Origin of the sequence: uncultured Chitinophaga sp. (genome assembly GCF_937898475.1) — a bacterium.
Lineage (GTDB): Bacteria > Bacteroidota > Bacteroidia > Chitinophagales > Chitinophagaceae > Chitinophaga.
On the sequence record NZ_CALEJS010000029.1, the window covers coordinates 35086 to 52249 of the forward strand.

The window sequence follows — 17164 nt, forward strand, 5'->3', positions numbered from 1 at the left end:
AGAGGGTATTTTGGCGCAGGGTGGATGCAACCTTGCGCCCCAGGGGCCGTCTTTATAAATTATGCACTTTCAACCAGGATCGAATTAAATTTACATCATGAAAACACTTTGCACCTTCCTGCTGCTCTTAGGCGCTTTGTCCTGTACCGCGCAACCAACACCCTCCGTACAGTCCACCGCCGATTCCCTCTTCAAAAAATTTGCCCGTCCCGGTAGCCCGGGTGTGGCCGTACTGGTGGTAAAAGACGGAAAGGTGCTGTTTAAAAAAGGCTATGGCATGGCCAACCTGGAATTTGAGGTGCCCATTACCCCTGCCACGGTGTTTGACATCGCATCCGTATCCAAGCAGTTTGCGGGTTTTGCCATTTCCACCCTGGTGCAGGAAGGAAAGATTGCGTTGGACGATGACATACATAAATACCTGCCGGAGGTACCGGATTTTGGCAAGACGATCACCATCCGTCACCTGGTGCATCATACCAGCGGACTGAGAGACTGGCCGGCTACCTTACATGCGGCCGGCTGGCGTTGGGATGAGAGCTTCAGCTATGAGGATATTATGCGCATGGTTAAAAAGCAGAAAGAGCTGGATTTTGATCCCGGTGCACAGTTCTCCTATTCAAATACAGGGTATAACCTGCTGGCCGCTATTGTGGCTAAAGTAAGCGGTAAAACCTATGCCGCCTGGCTGGATGAACATATTTTCAGGCCCCTGGGCATGCAATCGTCCCGGTCTATAGAAAACTATTCAAAAGTGATCAAAGGAATGGCGGGTTCCTACGAAGGCAATGAAGAAGCCTATTACAGGAGTAATGATGCGCTGACGGCCTATGGCTCCAGCTCCATATTTACCACAACAGAAGACCTGGCTAAATGGGTGATCCATTTTCAGCAGGCGCTGGAACGTAAAGACCCGGTGTATCTCAGGATGCTGGAAACAGGGGAGCTGAATAACAAGGAAAAAACAGGCTATGCCTTTGGCCTGGGAGTAAACAGGCAGGATGGGGTGTTAAATATTTCCCACAGTGGCGGCTGGGCGGGTTTCCGTACCGTTATCAGCAACTATCCGGATGAGCGGCTGAGTATCATCCTGCTGAGCAACTACGGCAATTTCGATGTGTATGCCAACGCCAGGGCCATTGCCAGGGTATTCCTGCAGGATAAGATCAAAGCCGCGCCGCCGCGGGAAGACCTGAGCAAGCTGCCCGGCATCCAGCCGGATACGAATATACTGAAAAAGTATACCGGCAGCTATCAGCTGGGAAACGACTGGTATGTAACCTTTACGCTGGAAGATGGACGTATGATGGTACAGGCCAATGGGGAGGACAAGTTCCCGGCAGATGTAAAATCTGATACGGTGCTCTGGGTACCCGCCTATGGATCTTCGGTTACCTTCAGGGATATTAAAGCGCAGGCGGGAGCATTAAGATACCGGGGTATCATCGCCCCAAGGGTGATTCCTGCTACGCCGAGCCGCGCAGCGGTAGATAGTTGCGCAGGCACCTATTACAGCGAAGAGCTGGAAACAGCGTACAGGCTTTCCGTTGAGGATGGCAAACTAACGGCCCATCATATGCGCCTGGGTGATTTTATCTTTGAGCCGGATTTTGTAAAGGCCGGGAAGTTCAGCAGCGCTAACGGTACGATCGAGTTTTTTAAAGATGAGCAAGGCCGGATGGCTGGCTTTCGGCTGACGAACGGCCGGATTAAAAATATTCTTTTTAAGAAACAGGAGTAGGGCAGTGCCCCAACCCGAAAGGGTGTTTTTCCCGTTGATAGCAGTATACCCCCGCTGTAGCTTTGAGGTTGTTAAATAACCTCAAAGCTTGTCAGCTATGGAAAAGATCTATGAAATTAAAGCCCCGGGGGACGTAACGCAGCTTGAATGCGCTACTTCCGGTTGCGGCTGCCATGTGTACTTTGACCCCGATCACGAATTACCGGCGCTACCTGAGCCGGATAGGTAACAGCAGACAGCTTCGTCTGCTTACCAATCAATAGTACTAACACTTTAATGGATTGTTATGATCAAGCCTGTAAAATTTAATCCACAGGGGGAACGGCTGTGGATCAACATCGAAATGATGGGGATATATTTCGTTACCTACACTTACCAGTTATGGTCTGCAGATGCAACCGTGCCGCCTGTACTGACAAATCCCCTGAGAAGCGGCAGCAACGAAATACCGCATGACGATTTCTTCCCGGTTGTCAATGATTTCAATCCTACAGAACCGGTAGAAAGATATGTGGGGCGTACCATTGATGTACGCTTTTGGGTAAAGAAAGGAGAAGATGATGAAGGTTACACACTAACGTTAACCGTACTGCAGGGCAATGCCTTCTCCACGGCTGCCGTGATCGGTGGAGATATTGTGCAGGGGAAGACGGATGGCGCCTCCATCAAAGAAGCGTTTATTACACTGAAACTTGTTATCTGATCATATATGGAAAAGCTATACAGGCGTGTTTTGCTCTTGGCGGCATTTTCCTGCTGCTGTTTGAAAGCCAGGCCCCAGACCCCGCCCGACAGTATACTGCTCGAAAAGTTCCTGCTCGACTTTACAGTGCCGGACATGCCGGCGTTCAAGGCGCTGGGCACAGATCCTTCTGACATCCTCCGGCCTTCGGATGCGAAGAAATTTGCTGCGCTGGTGAGCCCCTTCTATGCTAACGGGAAAGGCGTGATACCCCGCAACTTCGCCTTTGAAGCGGCCCCCTGGAAGATCGCTTCAAAGAAATGGACCTTGTATGATTTCCGGACCTCCTTCTTCCGCAGGTTCCTGTACCGCTCTTCTTTCAGTGTGGGAACGGTGAGCGATACTACGGCATATGCTTCCAAGCTGGGCATCGGCTACCGGGTGTCTTTCCTGTCAAAACGCGCGGATGTTTACCGCTCTGCCGAAGTGGATGCTTTTATCTTCAATAACCAGGTAAAGGTAATGGCAGACTACACCGCACTCACCAATTATTGGGTGAACAATATTGTGCAGCCGCCTGCAGAAGAGCGGCCCGATTACTATCAAACCCACCAGGAGGAGTTCCGGGAATTTATTCAGAATATTAGCGTATATTTAAAAACGCATCCGGATACGGCGCTTGAAAGTGCATTTAACAGATATGCCCAATCCCTGGCTTCACTTTCCAACGATGAATTTAACCCCGAAGAAATCAAGGATGTCATCGTGGAGTATGCCAACAGGGTGGATGCCTATATCGAAAAGTACAGGAATGATAACTGGAATGCATCCCGCACAGACCTCGCGCTGGCCTGGGTGGGAGAGTCAAGGGACAGCCTGATCTCGAATGCGCAGTTCTCTTCTTTTGCTGTCTGGATAACACAGGCCCTGGGCATACATAAGGGTGGACAATTATTGTTAGGCGCGCACGTAGCATTGCCCCGTTCTGAAGGAAAAGACTCAACAAAGCTGGATTTTTCAGGTAACCTCAGGTACTATCTCGGCACAAAAGATTTTCGTGGCTTTATTGAAGCGCAGTACAAATACCGGAAGCAGGAGCTGTTGGATAAGGCTTTGTTGTTCAACCTCGGCGCTGAATTCCGGGTTGGGGGTAACTGGTGGGTGGTAGCCGGTGCGGGGATCAACAACTATCTTGGGTTAACAGACCCCTTGAGTAAGATCGTTTCGAATATTGACCTGCGATATGGTTTAAACAGCAGGTAATATGATAGAACAGTAATCAATTCAGATCACCATTTAAATCCTTTACTTATGGCACTAGAAAAAGCAGAAGCCCTTCTGACACCGGAAGAAGGCATTGACAATGTTTACAGGCTGAACACCGATGAATTCGACATCTTCTTTTTTCCCGCGAAAGACGCCATGCCGGCAAAAATAATGGTATCCATGAAGGTGGATGACACGAAGGTGCCGCCTACCGGGTCTGGCGACGATGATGAGGGCGCCATGGTAGCAGAGTTTACCGGGGATCTGCGGGGCGAAGAGTTTGTTTTCTTTGTATCCAGGGTGGAAACAAAGCTCCTGCGGCCGGATTCTACGGGAGATACCAAGGAGCTCAGGATCGAATTTGAAGTGCCCGGGGCAGCGCTGAAAGTGAAACAGCCGGCGCCTCAGTCATTAGGCAGTTCGGCAGAAAAGTAACTGGCTACGAACTGGTCCCAGATGGAATCGGCCAGGAAGACATTCGGACGAGCGCCGGGCTGCGGCAGGTACACATGCTGCATGATATAATGAACATATTGTGCCCTGCGGCTATTTCTTTTATCTTTTGGAAAAAAGATCGATATCCCGTTAGGGCAGATAGTTGGCTGGGGTAAGGGATTAAAGATAGGGTCACATAGCCCGGACGCCTTTTTTATCTCTGCCACCAGTCTGCCCGGTGTGGTTATAATGTCAATAACCGATTGCAGGCAGTCTGCCAATGGGCCATCCGGCAAAGGCATTTCGAGCAGCTTGGTACAAAAATGAGCTATATCAATGATCCCGTAATTGTTGGTGGTAACAGACAAACATTTTTTTCTTGCTTTTTGGATGGTTAGATATAGCTCACCTTCATTAGCCATGAGCAGCGCGGCCAGTTCATCTAACTTTACCCTTAATGCCTCATAAAGCGGGGGCCTCGTGACCACTAAACAGGTTTCCGAGATATGTAACCGCACCCTTTCTATTGTACCGGATTCCATCAGCAGCAATTGTTCAACTTCATGACGGGTGTATTTGGCTTTGTGATGGTCAATAATGCTTTTGGACAGCTGATCCAGGTCGGGCTGCTCCACGGCATAGGTGGCGCCCAGATCAGAGAACAGAGCGTCATAATCAGGTCCCGGAAATGGCTGGAAATTTTCGGCGCCTGCAAAATAGCGGACATTATCTTTCAGCAGATACCCGGTTTCAAACATCTGCATGTAGCAGTTCATCGTGTACATAAAATCCACTTTAACGCCCCTGGCTCCGAATGTGCGGTTGATGGCGAAAGCAAAATCTCTCATAGACACCACCCTGAAATACTGTCTGAGTACGGTAACCATTTCCGCCTTATTCTTATTGAGGTAGAACCGCTGTTTCGATTCCAGGAAAGATCCGAATGCGCGTACCGTAGCGTCAGCCGCTTGTGGCAGCATTATACCGGAGGATAGCATCATATGGTAGAACTGTATCGCCTCCAGTAACTGTTCGTCTTCGTCTTTTTCCGGGTAGGGCGCACCATTTTCGTGGCCCGCTTTGATGAACCTCATTTTCAGCTCCGGCAGCATGCCTTCTCTGAACAATCCGAAACCACTGCCATGTCCCCAGCTGATCAGGAAATGATGATCATTTTCATGTCTTAATGAAAAGTCGCTGAAGAATTCAATGATCACTTCGGGAGAGTCATAAAAATTTTTCGTACTTTTTGGCTGTGTTGTATGTGGAACACGATCTTCGTTTTCAGACACCAGGTCATAGGAAATGAAATTTGTAACCTCAGTTTCTTTGTGATACTTCAGCAAGTAGAATTTTACGTTTCGGTTCCTGTGTTGCAGAATTGATTGAATTAGCTGGTTATAGCAAATGCGAATATATTCATCGCTCTCCGTATACTGCGCAATGATGGAGACTGTCCAATGGGGATCTGGCATGATAAAGAGATTTGGTAAAGGTTGTTTGTGTTTGTCAGTGCTCTTCTTTTCAGGGATGACCGGGGGCTATGCTCAAACGCCTTCATTCACACATTTTTATAAGCTGAATCAGCAGAACGGGCTGTCTGGTACTAATATACGTAAAATTATATCCGATCCAAACGGCTTCATATGGATCGCTACCCAGGATGGCCTGAACCGTTTTGACGGCCACGCCTTCACGGTATTTAACGCCGGCGTACAAGACAGCAGCCTCGCCACCAGCGGTTCTGATTTTCATGACATGGTGCTGGATACCGCTGCAGGGGCTTTGTGGGCGGCCTGCAGCAATGGGGCCATCCACGAAATAGATCTGGGCGCCTGTAGAATAAAACGGCAGCTGCCACTTTATGGCGCCCCGGGCGATAGCACACCTTTACCGGTTTACCAGCTGATGGTCAGAAAAGGTTTGTTATATGCCGCCTCCAACAATGGTTACCTGTTCCAGGTGAGCACCAGGGACCTGGCGATTGTGCGTAAGGTAAATATGTCGGCATTGATGCCGGGCCGGGCCCTGATCATTTCAAAGATCATCGAAGATGATGACGGCTTGCTCTGGGTGTTCATGGATAATAACGGGATAGCGGTGCTTGACAAAACCTGGTCAGCAGTACGCCGTTATATTGCTGGTCCGCCGGGTGTAACCTACCATGGCGTACACCGGCTGACGAAGGATCAGCTGCTGGCGGCCACCAACAATGGGCTGCTGTTACTGGACACAAAGGCCATGCAGATACAGTCGCCGGAACGCTTCTTCGGGAAAGCCGCCGCGTGGCTGGATGGGCAGGAAACCAGCGGTGTAAGTCTGGCAGGCGGCGCTATCTATATATCTAACAGCAAAGGGCTGTATCGTTTTGACAGCGGTACCCGGCAACTCACCGTTATCAGGAATGCCGCCAACTACCCGGAGAACGGATTGCTGCGCAATGCGTATGCCTTGTATGCCGACTCGGTATCGCTATGGGTGGGAACCCTGGAAGCAGTGCTGGTTGCGCCGGCAGATCCCTCGCCTTTTACCGGTTACCAGTACTCCTTCAATGGAAACAATACCAGCATCCGCCGCAGCTATCACCTGCTGCCGGTGAATGATTCCATCGTATACAGCTGTGCGCCGGATGGTTTTTACAGGATCAACACCATGCAAAGCACAATTGATAAAGCAGATGGCAGCCAGCCGTATTACCAGCTGCTGCAATGCCCCGATGGCAACCTGCTGGCCTCCGGAGAAAAACAGCTGATGGCGCTTACGCCGCAGGGCCTGAAAGATGCTGCAAAGGTGTACCCGGAACTGTCGCTGATAAAAAATGATTTCCTGATCGCTTCCGCAATGTATAAAGACTCGCTGCTCTTGATGGCCAGTCAGCTTTATAAAGGGATCTATATATGGGATTTCCGGAAACGGCGGATAGATACACTCACTTTGTTCTCCCACCCGGCGCAGCTGAAAGATGCGGAGATCAATAACCTGTTCTGGGACGAGGAAGGCCGTTTGGGCATTGTCTGCAAATCCGTTTATTCCGTGTACGATCTCCGCACGGGGAGTATCAGACATCATCCCATTTACGACCCCGTAACAGGATCGCCGGCGGCACTGCTGATGGATGCCTGCCGTATCGGGAACAATTATTACTTTGCCGCTTACGGAAGGGGCGTGATTGAAACCCGTGCGGATCTCAGTTACAGCCAGCTGCTGTCATGGGAAAAGGGGATCACCGGTACAGGATTGTACAAAATATATGCGCTGGCAGACAGCGCCCTGATGGTAAGCAGTAATAAAGGCTTATTCTATTACAACCGGCGTTTCGGGAAAGCGCGCAGCATATCAGTGGAAGACGGCCTGCACGCAGATGAATTTGATGAAACCAGTGGCGCCAGGCTGGGAAATTACCTTTATTTCGGCGGTGCAAATGGTTTTACCCGGGTAGATCTTGGCCGCATACACCTGAACCAGCGGCCGCCGCTGCTATGGATTGCTGCAGTAAAGATCAAAGGCGGCCGCGAGGGCAATAAGGACTTCCGCGGATTGGTGAGTGGAACGGTAAAGGTGCCCAATGATTATACGCAGGTAAGTATCCATTTCAGCGGGCTGTTATTTCCCCATTTCAACAAGGTAACCTATGCTTATCGTTTAAAAGAGCTGCAGGATAACTGGATAGCCAACGGTACACAGCCGTTTATAGACCTGGTAGGTATAAAGCATGGTACTTACCGCCTGGAGGTGCAGGCATTCAATGAGGATGGTATCGGCAGCGCAATAAAGGAGCTGACCCTGGTTTTTCTGCCGCATTGGTACGAAACCTGGTGGTTCAGGCTGCTGGTGGCGATGACGGTAGCTGCCTTTATTTACTGGCTGTACCTGCTGCGGATACGGCAGATCAAAAGAGAACAGCAGATAAGGGTAAAGCTGGCCAGCGACCTGCATGATGACCTGGGAAGCACCATGAACAGCGTGAAGTTATACACCAACCTGGCGATGATGGATGATCACCCCGAAAAATACCTGCCGCAAATTAAGGAAAGCACCCAGGAAGCCATTACCGGGATCAAAGACATTATCTGGGTGCTGGACGACAAGCGGGATGAACTGGAGCACCTGTTGCTGCGGATACAGAACTTTGTGCAACCCTTATGCGCCGCCAGCAACGTACACTATCAGCACGACATTGCGGATGATCTGCGGGACCATAAACTGGGAAGGGAGGAAAAAAGAAACCTGTACATGATGCTGAAAGAGGCGGTGAACAATGCATTAAAGTATGCCGAAGCCAGGCAGATCAGGGTGGAGGTAAAGGGAACAAAGGAAAGGCTGGTCATAACTGTCACGGATGATGGAAAAGGGTTTGACATGAACGGCGCAGCGGAGGGGAATGGATTGAAGAATATGCAAAGCAGGTCAAAAGAGATCGGCTACAGGTGCAGCATCCGCTCAGCGCCGGGGCAGGGCACACTGATCAGCTTTCAGCAATGCTAGCTTACCTGGATGATATTATGACGAATAGCGAAAAGCACGAGTCCCACCCGGTTTTTAACATTTAACTTCTCAAAAAGCGCTTCGCGGTAACCGTCAATGGTTCTTGGGCTGAGGTGCATGACGTCGGCAATCTCTTTATAGGTCATTTCTGTACAGGCCAGTTTCAGGAATTCTATTTCCCGGTCGTTCAGCTGCAGTACCTGCTGCACCTGAGCGGCGGAGGTTTCGCCGCTGGCGATAGCATGCAGCAGTTTACCGGTAACCCGTTGCGTATAATGTACCCCATGGGTATATACATCGTGAATGGCACGCTTCAGCTCTTCCGGTTCAGACTCTTTCAGGATATAACCACGGGAACCGCTTTTCAGCATCCTGATGATGGCTGATTCATCGTCGTACATACTCAGGGTAAGCACGTGTACTTCCGGATAGTGTGCTTTGAGCCAGGCAGTGGCGGCGTAGCCGTCCATTTCGGGCATATTGATGTCCATCAACACAATGTCGGGCAGTGAGGCGGGGTCAAGCCTGGAGATCATTTCCTGTCCGTTACTGCATTCGAACAGCACCCGGTACCCGAGCGCGGACACCAGCATGGCGAGGCCGTGGCGCAGCATCACATGATCATCTACCAGGGCAATGCGGATATTTTCCATATAGTGTAATCGGGGTTTGTGTCATGAAGCAATGATATTATAATCTTTTTGAACTGCCTACGGGAAAAATACGGTCACATGCCCAGTTTTATTTTCAGTATGCCGGCGGCTTTTGTATAGCCGCCATCGGCGCCGTCTACAAAATGAATATGCCCGTCTTTCATATCCCGCACGTAGCACGACATCACAGATTCTTTGCTGACATAGATGCCGTAGCGGATACGGCCTGCCTGCTCCAGGGTGTTCAGGGCGGTTTCCAGTTGCAGGCGTTGTGCTTCGGTGCCGGAGATCACGGTGTTAATTTTTCCATCTATCACCAGCGTATCAGACATTTCCACCAGGCGGTGCAGGTAGCTTCTGCCTGTTCTTGTCTGAAAGTACAGGTAGCCCAGTGAGTTACTGAGCCAGCTTTGTAAGAGGTGCAGGAACCGCATGTTGCTGAAGCGGCTGCGGATCTCCAGCCTGAGCTTGTTGAAGGTGGTGGTGAGCCGCAGGCGGGACACTGATATGGGCTGTCTTATTTCAGGCCCGCCGTAGATCTCATCAATATGCAGCATTACTTCCCGGAATGCAGCGGCTTGTTGCGCTTCCGGCGCCGCGGTCACAATCAGGCTGACCACTTCATGATTGTTTTGAGGAGGTTTGATACGGTCCCAACGGCATTGCATGCCGCTGAGGTCAGGCTCCAGCTCTTGCAGCTGCTGATCCGGATCTATGTAGTCTGTTCCTTTTATCAGGCGTTCGGCATAGTTCAGGCCATCGCCTAATATCACAGGGATGGAGAAATTGCCGGAGCTGTTGAACCGGGTGATTTTCAGTGCCTGTCCGGCGGCATAGATATCAGCTACCGCGATGCAGCCCACGCGGAGTTCAAGCTGGTAATTATCGGAGGTCTGTTTTTTATATACACGCAGGGCTTGCATGGCAGTTTCCTTTACCCCGGGAGGAACAATGAAGGTGGCGCCGTCGCCGCCGAAGAAAAAGGGAATGGTGATATTGGCTTTGAAGCTGATGTTTAGTACGGCAACGATGCTGCCGGTGGCCACCAGGTTCACGGTTTCATGCTGGCCGGCTTGTACAACGGAGGTAGAGCCTTTGATATCGGTAATGATCACGTGCCAGTCGGCCGGGATGGAGTGGAAAAGCCGGTCTGCAATGAGCAGGTCGCTGAGTGGCATGCGATGAACAGGGAGCTGTGAGTAGAAGTGTGAATTGGAAGTGGACATTGTTATGGCGGATAAACGGTAGTGGAAATTTAAGAAAATCTGGTAATACGGGCATGATAAAGTACAATAGGTATATGATTTATTGCACCGGTAAACGGGAGGGCAGAGAGTAGAAATACGGTATTTTTTACCTGGAGCAAAAAAACTGGTGGAGAAAGATGGAATTCCGGGAAAAAAGTACAAAATTTAACGCAGCCGGTTACGCTATGAAATAAAATCAGCAGTACGTTCCATGCAGACCGTATAACTGATAACCATTAAAGAATTATGACAATCCTCAATGCCTATGCCTAAAATTACGTTTCCAAAATTTAATCTGAAAAGTAAAAAACACTTCGATAAACTACTTGAAATTAACTCAGGTAAAATAGATAAAAGATTTGGAAGGTGTAATACGTCAAGTAAGGTCACTTTGCTGAGATTGCAGTACGAAAGTCTCCTGGCTCTCAGAGAATTCGTAGATAATGAAGAAAATAGGAATCATTTAAGGGAGTTGCATATTAATGCACGCCAGGCGGGAATTGCGATTGATAAAAATATGAAGCAGGTGGTGGAGGCACATGGAGACATGGAAGAATCGTGGATAGCGCAGAAAAATTTTGTTACCCGGGTAATCATTCCGACAGATGATGGTGAATACGCTGGTAACGGAAAATGTTATATTCAGTTTGTAAATATGGGAATGGGAGATTGTTCGCTGATCACCACGCCATCCGGGAAAACGATCATGGTGGACCTTGGAACCGCTTCCACTTCGGATATTGAAATCGACAAGCTAAAGGGCACAACAATCGAGGAGATCATCCGTAGTAATATTAATAGCCAGTTATTTCTGAACAATAGCTCCACTATCGATATACTGTTGCTGACCCATCCCGATGAGGATCACTACAATAAGCTGGAGATCATCCTGAAAGGTTATGTGCAAAGGATCAACAAAGTATATTACGGAGGTACGGATAAATTTGAGAACTACTATCCGCAATCTCAATTTATTTGTGAATTGACAGGGGGCTATACGGCAAAATTTGTTGAGCTGAGAGAGATGGAAAAGAAAGTTAACAACAACATTGTGGTGACAAGACGCCTGAATAACGATGTACTGAGCAATACCGGTACGCCCAACGAAATAGGATACGAATACGTAGATGCTAATACCGGTGAGATTGTATTGTATTATGAAATGGCAAATGACGAGGTGGTCTTTAAGCTCTCTATATTGGCTGCCAATGTGAAAGGCGTGTGGCTAGGCTCGAAGTTCATTAATAATGATGCGGCCATCAAGGGCTTGAAGGAAATGAAACAAAACGGAACGCGCAATAATAAGCGCAGCCTGGTAATATCTGTTGAATGTTATGGCAGGAGGATACTGATCATGGGCGATGCAACGGCCATAACAGAGCAGTTCGTGGTAAATCACTACCCGGAAATCCTGAAGAAAGTGGATACCCTGCGCTTTGGCCACCATGGTAGTCCCACTTCTTCCTGCAGGGCCTTTGTACGGTCGCTCCCGCAACTAAAACGGGCAGTGGGGAGTACAGGCGGTAAAAATACGACAAAACATAGCCTGCCGAAAATGGGCATCTTACGGGAGTACATCGATAAAGACCTGGCAGCCGCAGGCGATCACTTTATATATGGCTTTGAAAAGGACAATCCCGTAGTGCAGATATTAGACGTCAAAAAAGGCTTGTTTACCACCGGCTCAAACGGCACTATCCAATTTGCAGAAACAGGAAATACCTCCCGGGTTAAAATAGATAATACAATAATTTTTGAGCAAACCTATGATCACAATAGCTGATATAAACTCCCATTTACAATCCCAGCTCCCCCATGTAGAATTATCCCCTGACTTATTTGATAATGATACCACATTAACACCTCTCCTGCAGCAATATTTTACCCGGCAGGGGGGGAAGGTAAACATAGAAAATGTACAGCTGGCCAACTATCACTTTGACCCCGCAAAGGGCATCATCACCTTCTCCGGGACGGGCCGGAGCGGGGCCTTTGATGGTTTTGACATGAACCAGGTAGTGATCAGGTTCGTGGGGGATCATCCCCAGCTGTCCATCGCTGCGGCGGGAAAGGACGGCTGGAAGCTGAGCAGCGGTTTCCCGGACCTGGGCTCAGCTTTGATGCAACAGTTGCCTGTAAAAGCGCCTAAGCTTTACTGGTCCAGTTACGACAGTGATGCAGATGAGGCCATTAAGGGCTTTTATTTTGAAGGAAACCTGGACCTGGACATTGCCCCGCTCAACCTGGTCAAAATTCTGTTACCGGGCCTGGAAGGACCGCCCGTATGGGGAAAAATAGGTATGGAGGGCACCACTACGGAAACGGTGATGCAATATGTTCCTTCCATGACACTAACCATTGATACCAGTGAAGACATTGCTTCCCTGGGCCCCCTGAAATTACACGGCCCCACACTGAAGTTCTTTTCGGTGCCGGTGTTCAACTTCTTCGACAAAATTTGGCAGGCGGATAATTTTATGACGATCAGCAGCCTGCTTGAGTTCAAGGAAGAACTGATCCTGCTGGAGGCCAATGTAAGAGACCTGTCTACCAATATTATCCTTAATGCACAAATGGACCTTCCCATCGGTGGCGCGTTGTCTGAGATCGCACAGCTGCTGGGAATTGCCCCTGACCAGTTAAGCGTGCCCGGTTTCAAGGTTCAGTCGCCAGGCGATATCCACCTGAAAGACATCTGTGTATCCTGGAACCCCGAAAAAAAACGCATTAACTCCTTTTCTGTGGAAATAGGCATGTCTGCCAATGAGAAATGGAAACTCTGGGGGGATCATTCGCTTGAAAATATCAATGTCCATTTCAATATCATCCCCGGAACCGACACATCGTCAGCGAAGATCTCCGGAGAATTTGCGGGCACGGTGGATGGCTGGCTGGAACTGAAGGCGGGCTTTTCAAACAAAGCCATTTCATTTTACGGCGGCCTGGCAAAACCGGTGACCATTAAAGACGCTTACCGTTTGTTCAACGGAACGGCAGATGCACCTTTGCCCGACCTCGAGATAGATGAACTCGATGTGTCTTTCACCATGCCCCTGGCTAAACCCAATGAATATACGTACAGCGGAGGCATTACCGTGGAAGGCGATTGGAAGATGTTTAACGAACCGTTTGTATTTGCGCTGAAAAGCCTCCTGTTTAAGGTTGAACGCAATGAAGAAGGTAAGACCGCTTTTAAGGCTGCTTCCATCCTGGAAATTGACGATTACTCATTGTCCATAGAAGGAGATTATGCCACCGGCGATGGCTGGATATTAAGTGGCAGCGTGAATCTCACAAGAGAGGGACAGGACCTGTCGCAGATAGGTAAGCGCATAGATAAGGGCTTCCCAACCGGTGGCGCTGTCAGGCCATTACCTGGCTTTATTGCCAGCTGGATGGTGAAGTCACTGACAGCAGAATATAAGACAAAGAACAGTGATTTCAGTTTTACCATCGGCATAGGGAACAAGGCGATACCCGGGCTGGACCTCAACTTTGGCATTCACCTTACTCATAGCGATAATAGTTTGACGAAGGAGTTTGATGCCAAAGCCACCTATGCCGCGCCCAATGTGAACGTTGAATTTGATGTGGTCATTACGGAAGAGACCCGCGAAGAACCCACTCCTGCAAAAGTAGTTACCTTCACGGGTACTTATAAGGCTACCGTGGCGCCTACATTAAGCGATCTGCTGCTGGGCCTTTCCAATACCCTGGGGGTGGATGTGATGATCCCTAAAGAGCTGCAGCTGGATGCGGAAGCAAAAGACTTTGCCATTGTAGTGCAGCAAACAGATGCAAAACCGGTGGAGGTAGCATTGGCAGGAGATCTTGGCCTGCAGATAGCAGGATCAGATCTTGATATTGGTTTTGTATACACTAATAAGACGGCCTACGATGCTGGCTATACGCAGCCTGCCATGGTGGGCGGTAAACCCGCTTATGTGCTGGGTGTAGCGCTGGGCAATCTGATCAGCCTGGAAGCATTGCCATTTGTAGGCAGGCTGCCCGGTATCAGCAAACTGGCCATCGATCAGCTGGGATTCTATTATACCAACGCGCAACTCAGCAGCGGGCAGCAATTATATTTTGAGGCGCCGAAAGTAGCGGGCCCCGGTAAGCTGGCTTCCAACGCTACGCCGGCCACACTGGCGAAAGCGGGCTTCAACCTGACGGCCACATTCGGCACATTGGATCATGCAACCAAACCAGCCAGCGTAAAGTCCCTGGGCGCCATGCCTATACCCGTGCGCACGGGCGATACGGCTGCTCAGGCATCTTTTGCACCCGCAGCGGCAACAACAGCTTCCCCCGTAGCATGGATCGATATCAATAAAACCTTCGGGCCTTTGTCGCTGAAGCAGGTGGGGCTGAACTACAGCAACGGAGACGCTACGATAGGGCTGTCTGCCGCGCTGGCCCTCGGCGGTTTCAGCCTGGACGTGGAGGGCTTGTCTGTGACCTTTCCCATGCCCGTGAACGGAAAATCCAATGGCGGTAAGGTGAGCTTTGACCTGCAGGGCCTGCGGCTCGGCATCAAAGAACCGGGTTTTGAGCTGGGTGGTTTTTTCATGAAGTATCCCGATCCGGAAACCAGGCTAACGAGCTTTTTTGGCGAAGCCTTCGTCAAGGTGGGCAGCTTTGGATTGAAAGCGGTTGGCGGTTACGCGCCCGGTGCTACGCCGCCCTCATTTTTTATTTATGCAAAAGCAGATGTGCCGCTGGGTGGCCCGCCGTTCCTGTTCATCACCGGCTTTGCCGGCGGCTTCGGCATCAACAGCAGCCTGGTATTACCGGGCATAGACCAGCTGCCTTATTGCCCGCTGTTGCCCGATAATGCGCCCGCCCAGGGCGGTTCTCCCAGCGAAGCATTGCAGCATGTACTGCCGGCGTTGAAGGCGCTGTTCCACCCTGAACCGGGTCAGTACTGGATAGCGGCGGGCATACAGTTCACTTCCTTTGAAATGATCCGCGCTTTTGTGCTGGCGACAGTGGCATTTGGTGTGGATCTGCGGATAGGCATTATCGGCGCTGCTTCCATGACCATTCCCACCAATGCGGCCAAACCGATGGCCTATATTGAGATCGATATCCTGGCTACCTATTCGCCATCATCCGGCGTTATCGCCGTAGACGGAAGGGTGTCGCCGTCTTCGTATATCTATGGGGGTTTTGTAAAGCTATCGGGCGGCTTTGCTTTTTATATATGGCTGAACGGGGATCACCAGGGCGACTTTGTGGTGTCCGTGGGAGGATACCATCCCGCATTTGTAAAGCCCGATCATTACCCCACGGTGCCGCGATTGGCCATGTCATTTGGATTGGGGCCTTTCCAGGCGCTGGGACAAGCGTACTTTGCACTTACGCCGGCGATGGTGATGGCGGGCCTGCAATTACAGGCCACCTGGCAGTCCGGCGCGATAAAAGCCTGGCTGATGGCCGGGGTGGACTTCCTCATTGCATGGGCGCCCTTCCATTATGAAGCGGGCGCTTATATCTCCATCGGCGTGTCTGCAGACCTGGGGCTCTATACACTAAGCGTACACGTAGGTGCGGAGCTGGATATATGGGGCCCTGAGTTTGGCGGAGAAGCACGGGTGGATCTTGACATTGTCTCCTTCACCATTCAATTTGGCGCAGCCAGGGCATTGCCTGCCCCTGTGGGCTGGCGCGCTTTCAGAACGATGTTCCTGCCGGGCGGCAGCCAGGCAGCCAGGCTTACGGCATTGAGCGATCTGAAGGAAGATGCGCCGCCTGCCAATATTATCAATGCCTCCGTAGCGGAAGGCCTGCTGCAAAAAGATGTGGCGGGCTTTGACTGGGTGCTGGACGCCGGTCATTTTAACATCATTACCAACAGCACCATTCCGGCTAACTATGCCAACCTTAATGCTGCAGGCCATCCCGCCCCGCAGGGCAATATCCCCAATGATAAAACCAGCTATGATACCGATGGCATCAGCATTCCTTACCTGGCCCTGGACCATATGAAGGTGTTTGATAAGGACCAGCAGGTATGGAATACGGAACTGCATATCGGTCCGATGGGTGCAGCCAACATTGCCTCCTGTCACAACATCACGATCTCCAAAAAAGGAGCAGACGGCAGGTACAGTGAACCGGTGAACGCTTTCCGCCTGAAGCCGGTGCTGCAGCATAGCGCAGCGGGTCTGTGGGCAAAGCAGCAGAAGGATAAAAGTCCGGATGATGCCGCTCACGTACCCTTCACGCTCACGGGTTTCAGCATACAGCCTATACCCAGGAAGCCCGCAGCGGTGAAAGATGTGGACCTGGTATCCCTGCTCTTCCAGCAGGGCTATAGCAGGGACTTCCGCTATAACCGGCAGCAGGCAGATACCCGCTATACGGTAAAAACGGAGGCCGGTTCTGCAGACAAGCTGCAGATCAGCGTATCTGGCGGAGCTGCGCCGGAGCTGCCGGTGAACAGCGGATATGTGTTGAACACCCTTAATAACGCCTGGGTACAAACGCAGCGGAACGCAATACTTGAAGACCTTGTACAGCATAATTTCTATACCTGTTCAGCAGCGGAGGTAACACTGGACACCTTTGCCGCAAAGACGCAGTTAACGGACTGGCCCCTGGTGGAACTGCTGGGCGCAGATCCTGTTTTCCAATACTAAATACATCTGAA

At 50.4% G+C, this 17164-nt stretch carries 11 protein-coding genes; 8 read left to right on the plus strand and 3 right to left on the minus strand.

Annotated features, from left to right (window positions below):
- Positions 1 to 97: 97 nt before the first annotated feature.
- The 5 genes from Q0577_RS19250 to Q0577_RS19270 all read left to right on the plus strand — a co-directional run bounded on the left by Q0577_RS19250 (position 98) and on the right by Q0577_RS19270 (position 4124).
- Positions 98 to 1741, plus strand: a complete 1644-nt coding sequence (locus tag Q0577_RS19250) for a serine hydrolase domain-containing protein (RefSeq protein WP_298739181.1) — start codon at positions 98 to 100, stop codon at positions 1739 to 1741.
- A 97-nt stretch (positions 1742 to 1838) separates the two neighbouring features.
- Positions 1839 to 1970: a hypothetical protein gene (locus tag Q0577_RS19255; RefSeq protein WP_298739182.1), complete on the plus strand. Its 132-nt coding sequence runs from the start codon at positions 1839 to 1841 to the stop codon at positions 1968 to 1970.
- A 57-nt stretch (positions 1971 to 2027) separates the two neighbouring features.
- Entirely contained in the window at positions 2028 to 2444 is a 417-nt protein-coding gene (locus tag Q0577_RS19260) for a hypothetical protein (RefSeq protein ID WP_298739183.1), read from the plus strand.
- Between the two features lie 6 nt (positions 2445 to 2450).
- Entirely contained in the window at positions 2451 to 3686 is a 1236-nt protein-coding gene (locus Q0577_RS19265; RefSeq protein WP_298739184.1) for a hypothetical protein, read from the plus strand.
- Positions 3687 to 3734: 48 nt separating this feature from the next.
- Positions 3735 to 4124 carry a hypothetical protein gene (locus tag Q0577_RS19270; protein WP_298739186.1) on the plus strand — a complete coding sequence of 130 codons (390 nt, stop codon included), beginning with the start codon at positions 3735 to 3737 and terminating at the stop codon, positions 4122 to 4124.
- Here the strand turns inward: Q0577_RS19270 and Q0577_RS19275 are convergent.
- Complete coding sequence (locus Q0577_RS19275) at positions 4094 to 5599, minus strand: hypothetical protein (protein ID WP_298739188.1); 1506 nt, start codon at positions 5597 to 5599, stop codon at positions 4094 to 4096. The two genes, Q0577_RS19270 and Q0577_RS19275, sit on opposite strands and share 31 nt — an antisense overlap.
- Here Q0577_RS19275 and Q0577_RS19280 point away from each other — a divergent pair.
- Positions 5598 to 8609, plus strand: coding sequence for an ATP-binding protein (locus Q0577_RS19280; protein WP_298739189.1), 3012 nt, complete (start codon positions 5598 to 5600; stop codon positions 8607 to 8609). The genes Q0577_RS19275 and Q0577_RS19280 overlap by 2 nt on opposite strands.
- Here Q0577_RS19280 and Q0577_RS19285 read toward each other — a convergent pair.
- Together Q0577_RS19285 and Q0577_RS19290 are read right to left on the minus strand one after the other, a co-directional pair.
- Positions 8606 to 9262 carry a response regulator transcription factor gene (locus Q0577_RS19285; protein WP_298739190.1) on the minus strand — a complete coding sequence of 219 codons (657 nt, stop codon included), beginning with the start codon at positions 9260 to 9262 and terminating at the stop codon, positions 8606 to 8608. The two genes, Q0577_RS19280 and Q0577_RS19285, sit on opposite strands and share 4 nt — an antisense overlap.
- Positions 9263 to 9336: 74 nt before the next feature.
- Positions 9337 to 10488 carry a DUF3095 domain-containing protein gene (locus tag Q0577_RS19290; protein ID WP_298739191.1) on the minus strand — a complete coding sequence of 384 codons (1152 nt, stop codon included), beginning with the start codon at positions 10486 to 10488 and terminating at the stop codon, positions 9337 to 9339.
- 538 nt (positions 10489 to 11026) lie between these two features.
- Here Q0577_RS19290 and Q0577_RS19295 point away from each other — a divergent pair.
- The gene (locus tag Q0577_RS19295) at positions 11027 to 12292 is read left to right on the plus strand and encodes a hypothetical protein (protein ID WP_298739192.1); all 1266 of its coding nucleotides are present in this window, start codon (positions 11027 to 11029) and stop codon (positions 12290 to 12292) included.
- Positions 12276 to 17153 carry a DUF6603 domain-containing protein gene (locus tag Q0577_RS19300; protein WP_298739193.1) on the plus strand — a complete coding sequence of 1626 codons (4878 nt, stop codon included), beginning with the start codon at positions 12276 to 12278 and terminating at the stop codon, positions 17151 to 17153. Before Q0577_RS19295 ends, Q0577_RS19300 begins: the two co-directional genes overlap by 17 nt.
- The last annotated feature ends 11 nt before the right edge of the window (positions 17154 to 17164 follow it).

Coding starts and splice junctions, on each gene's coding strand:
- Q0577_RS19250 (WP_298739181.1), top strand. CDS start 98: ATGAAAACACTTTGCACCTTCCTGCTGCTCTTAGGCGCTTTGTCCTGT.
- Q0577_RS19255 (WP_298739182.1), top strand. CDS start 1,839: ATGGAAAAGATCTATGAAATTAAAGCCCCGGGGGACGTAACGCAGCTT.
- Q0577_RS19260 (WP_298739183.1), top strand. CDS start 2,028: ATGATCAAGCCTGTAAAATTTAATCCACAGGGGGAACGGCTGTGGATC.
- Q0577_RS19265 (WP_298739184.1), top strand. CDS start 2,451: ATGGAAAAGCTATACAGGCGTGTTTTGCTCTTGGCGGCATTTTCCTGC.
- Q0577_RS19270 (WP_298739186.1), top strand. CDS start 3,735: ATGGCACTAGAAAAAGCAGAAGCCCTTCTGACACCGGAAGAAGGCATT.
- Q0577_RS19280 (WP_298739189.1), top strand. CDS start 5,598: ATGATAAAGAGATTTGGTAAAGGTTGTTTGTGTTTGTCAGTGCTCTTC.
- Q0577_RS19275 (WP_298739188.1), bottom strand. CDS start 5,599: ATGCCAGATCCCCATTGGACAGTCTCCATCATTGCGCAGTATACGGAG.
- Q0577_RS19285 (WP_298739190.1), bottom strand. CDS start 9,262: ATGGAAAATATCCGCATTGCCCTGGTAGATGATCATGTGATGCTGCGC.
- Q0577_RS19290 (WP_298739191.1), bottom strand. CDS start 10,488: ATGTCCACTTCCAATTCACACTTCTACTCACAGCTCCCTGTTCATCGC.
- Q0577_RS19295 (WP_298739192.1), top strand. CDS start 11,027: ATGAAGCAGGTGGTGGAGGCACATGGAGACATGGAAGAATCGTGGATA.
- Q0577_RS19300 (WP_298739193.1), top strand. CDS start 12,276: ATGATCACAATAGCTGATATAAACTCCCATTTACAATCCCAGCTCCCC.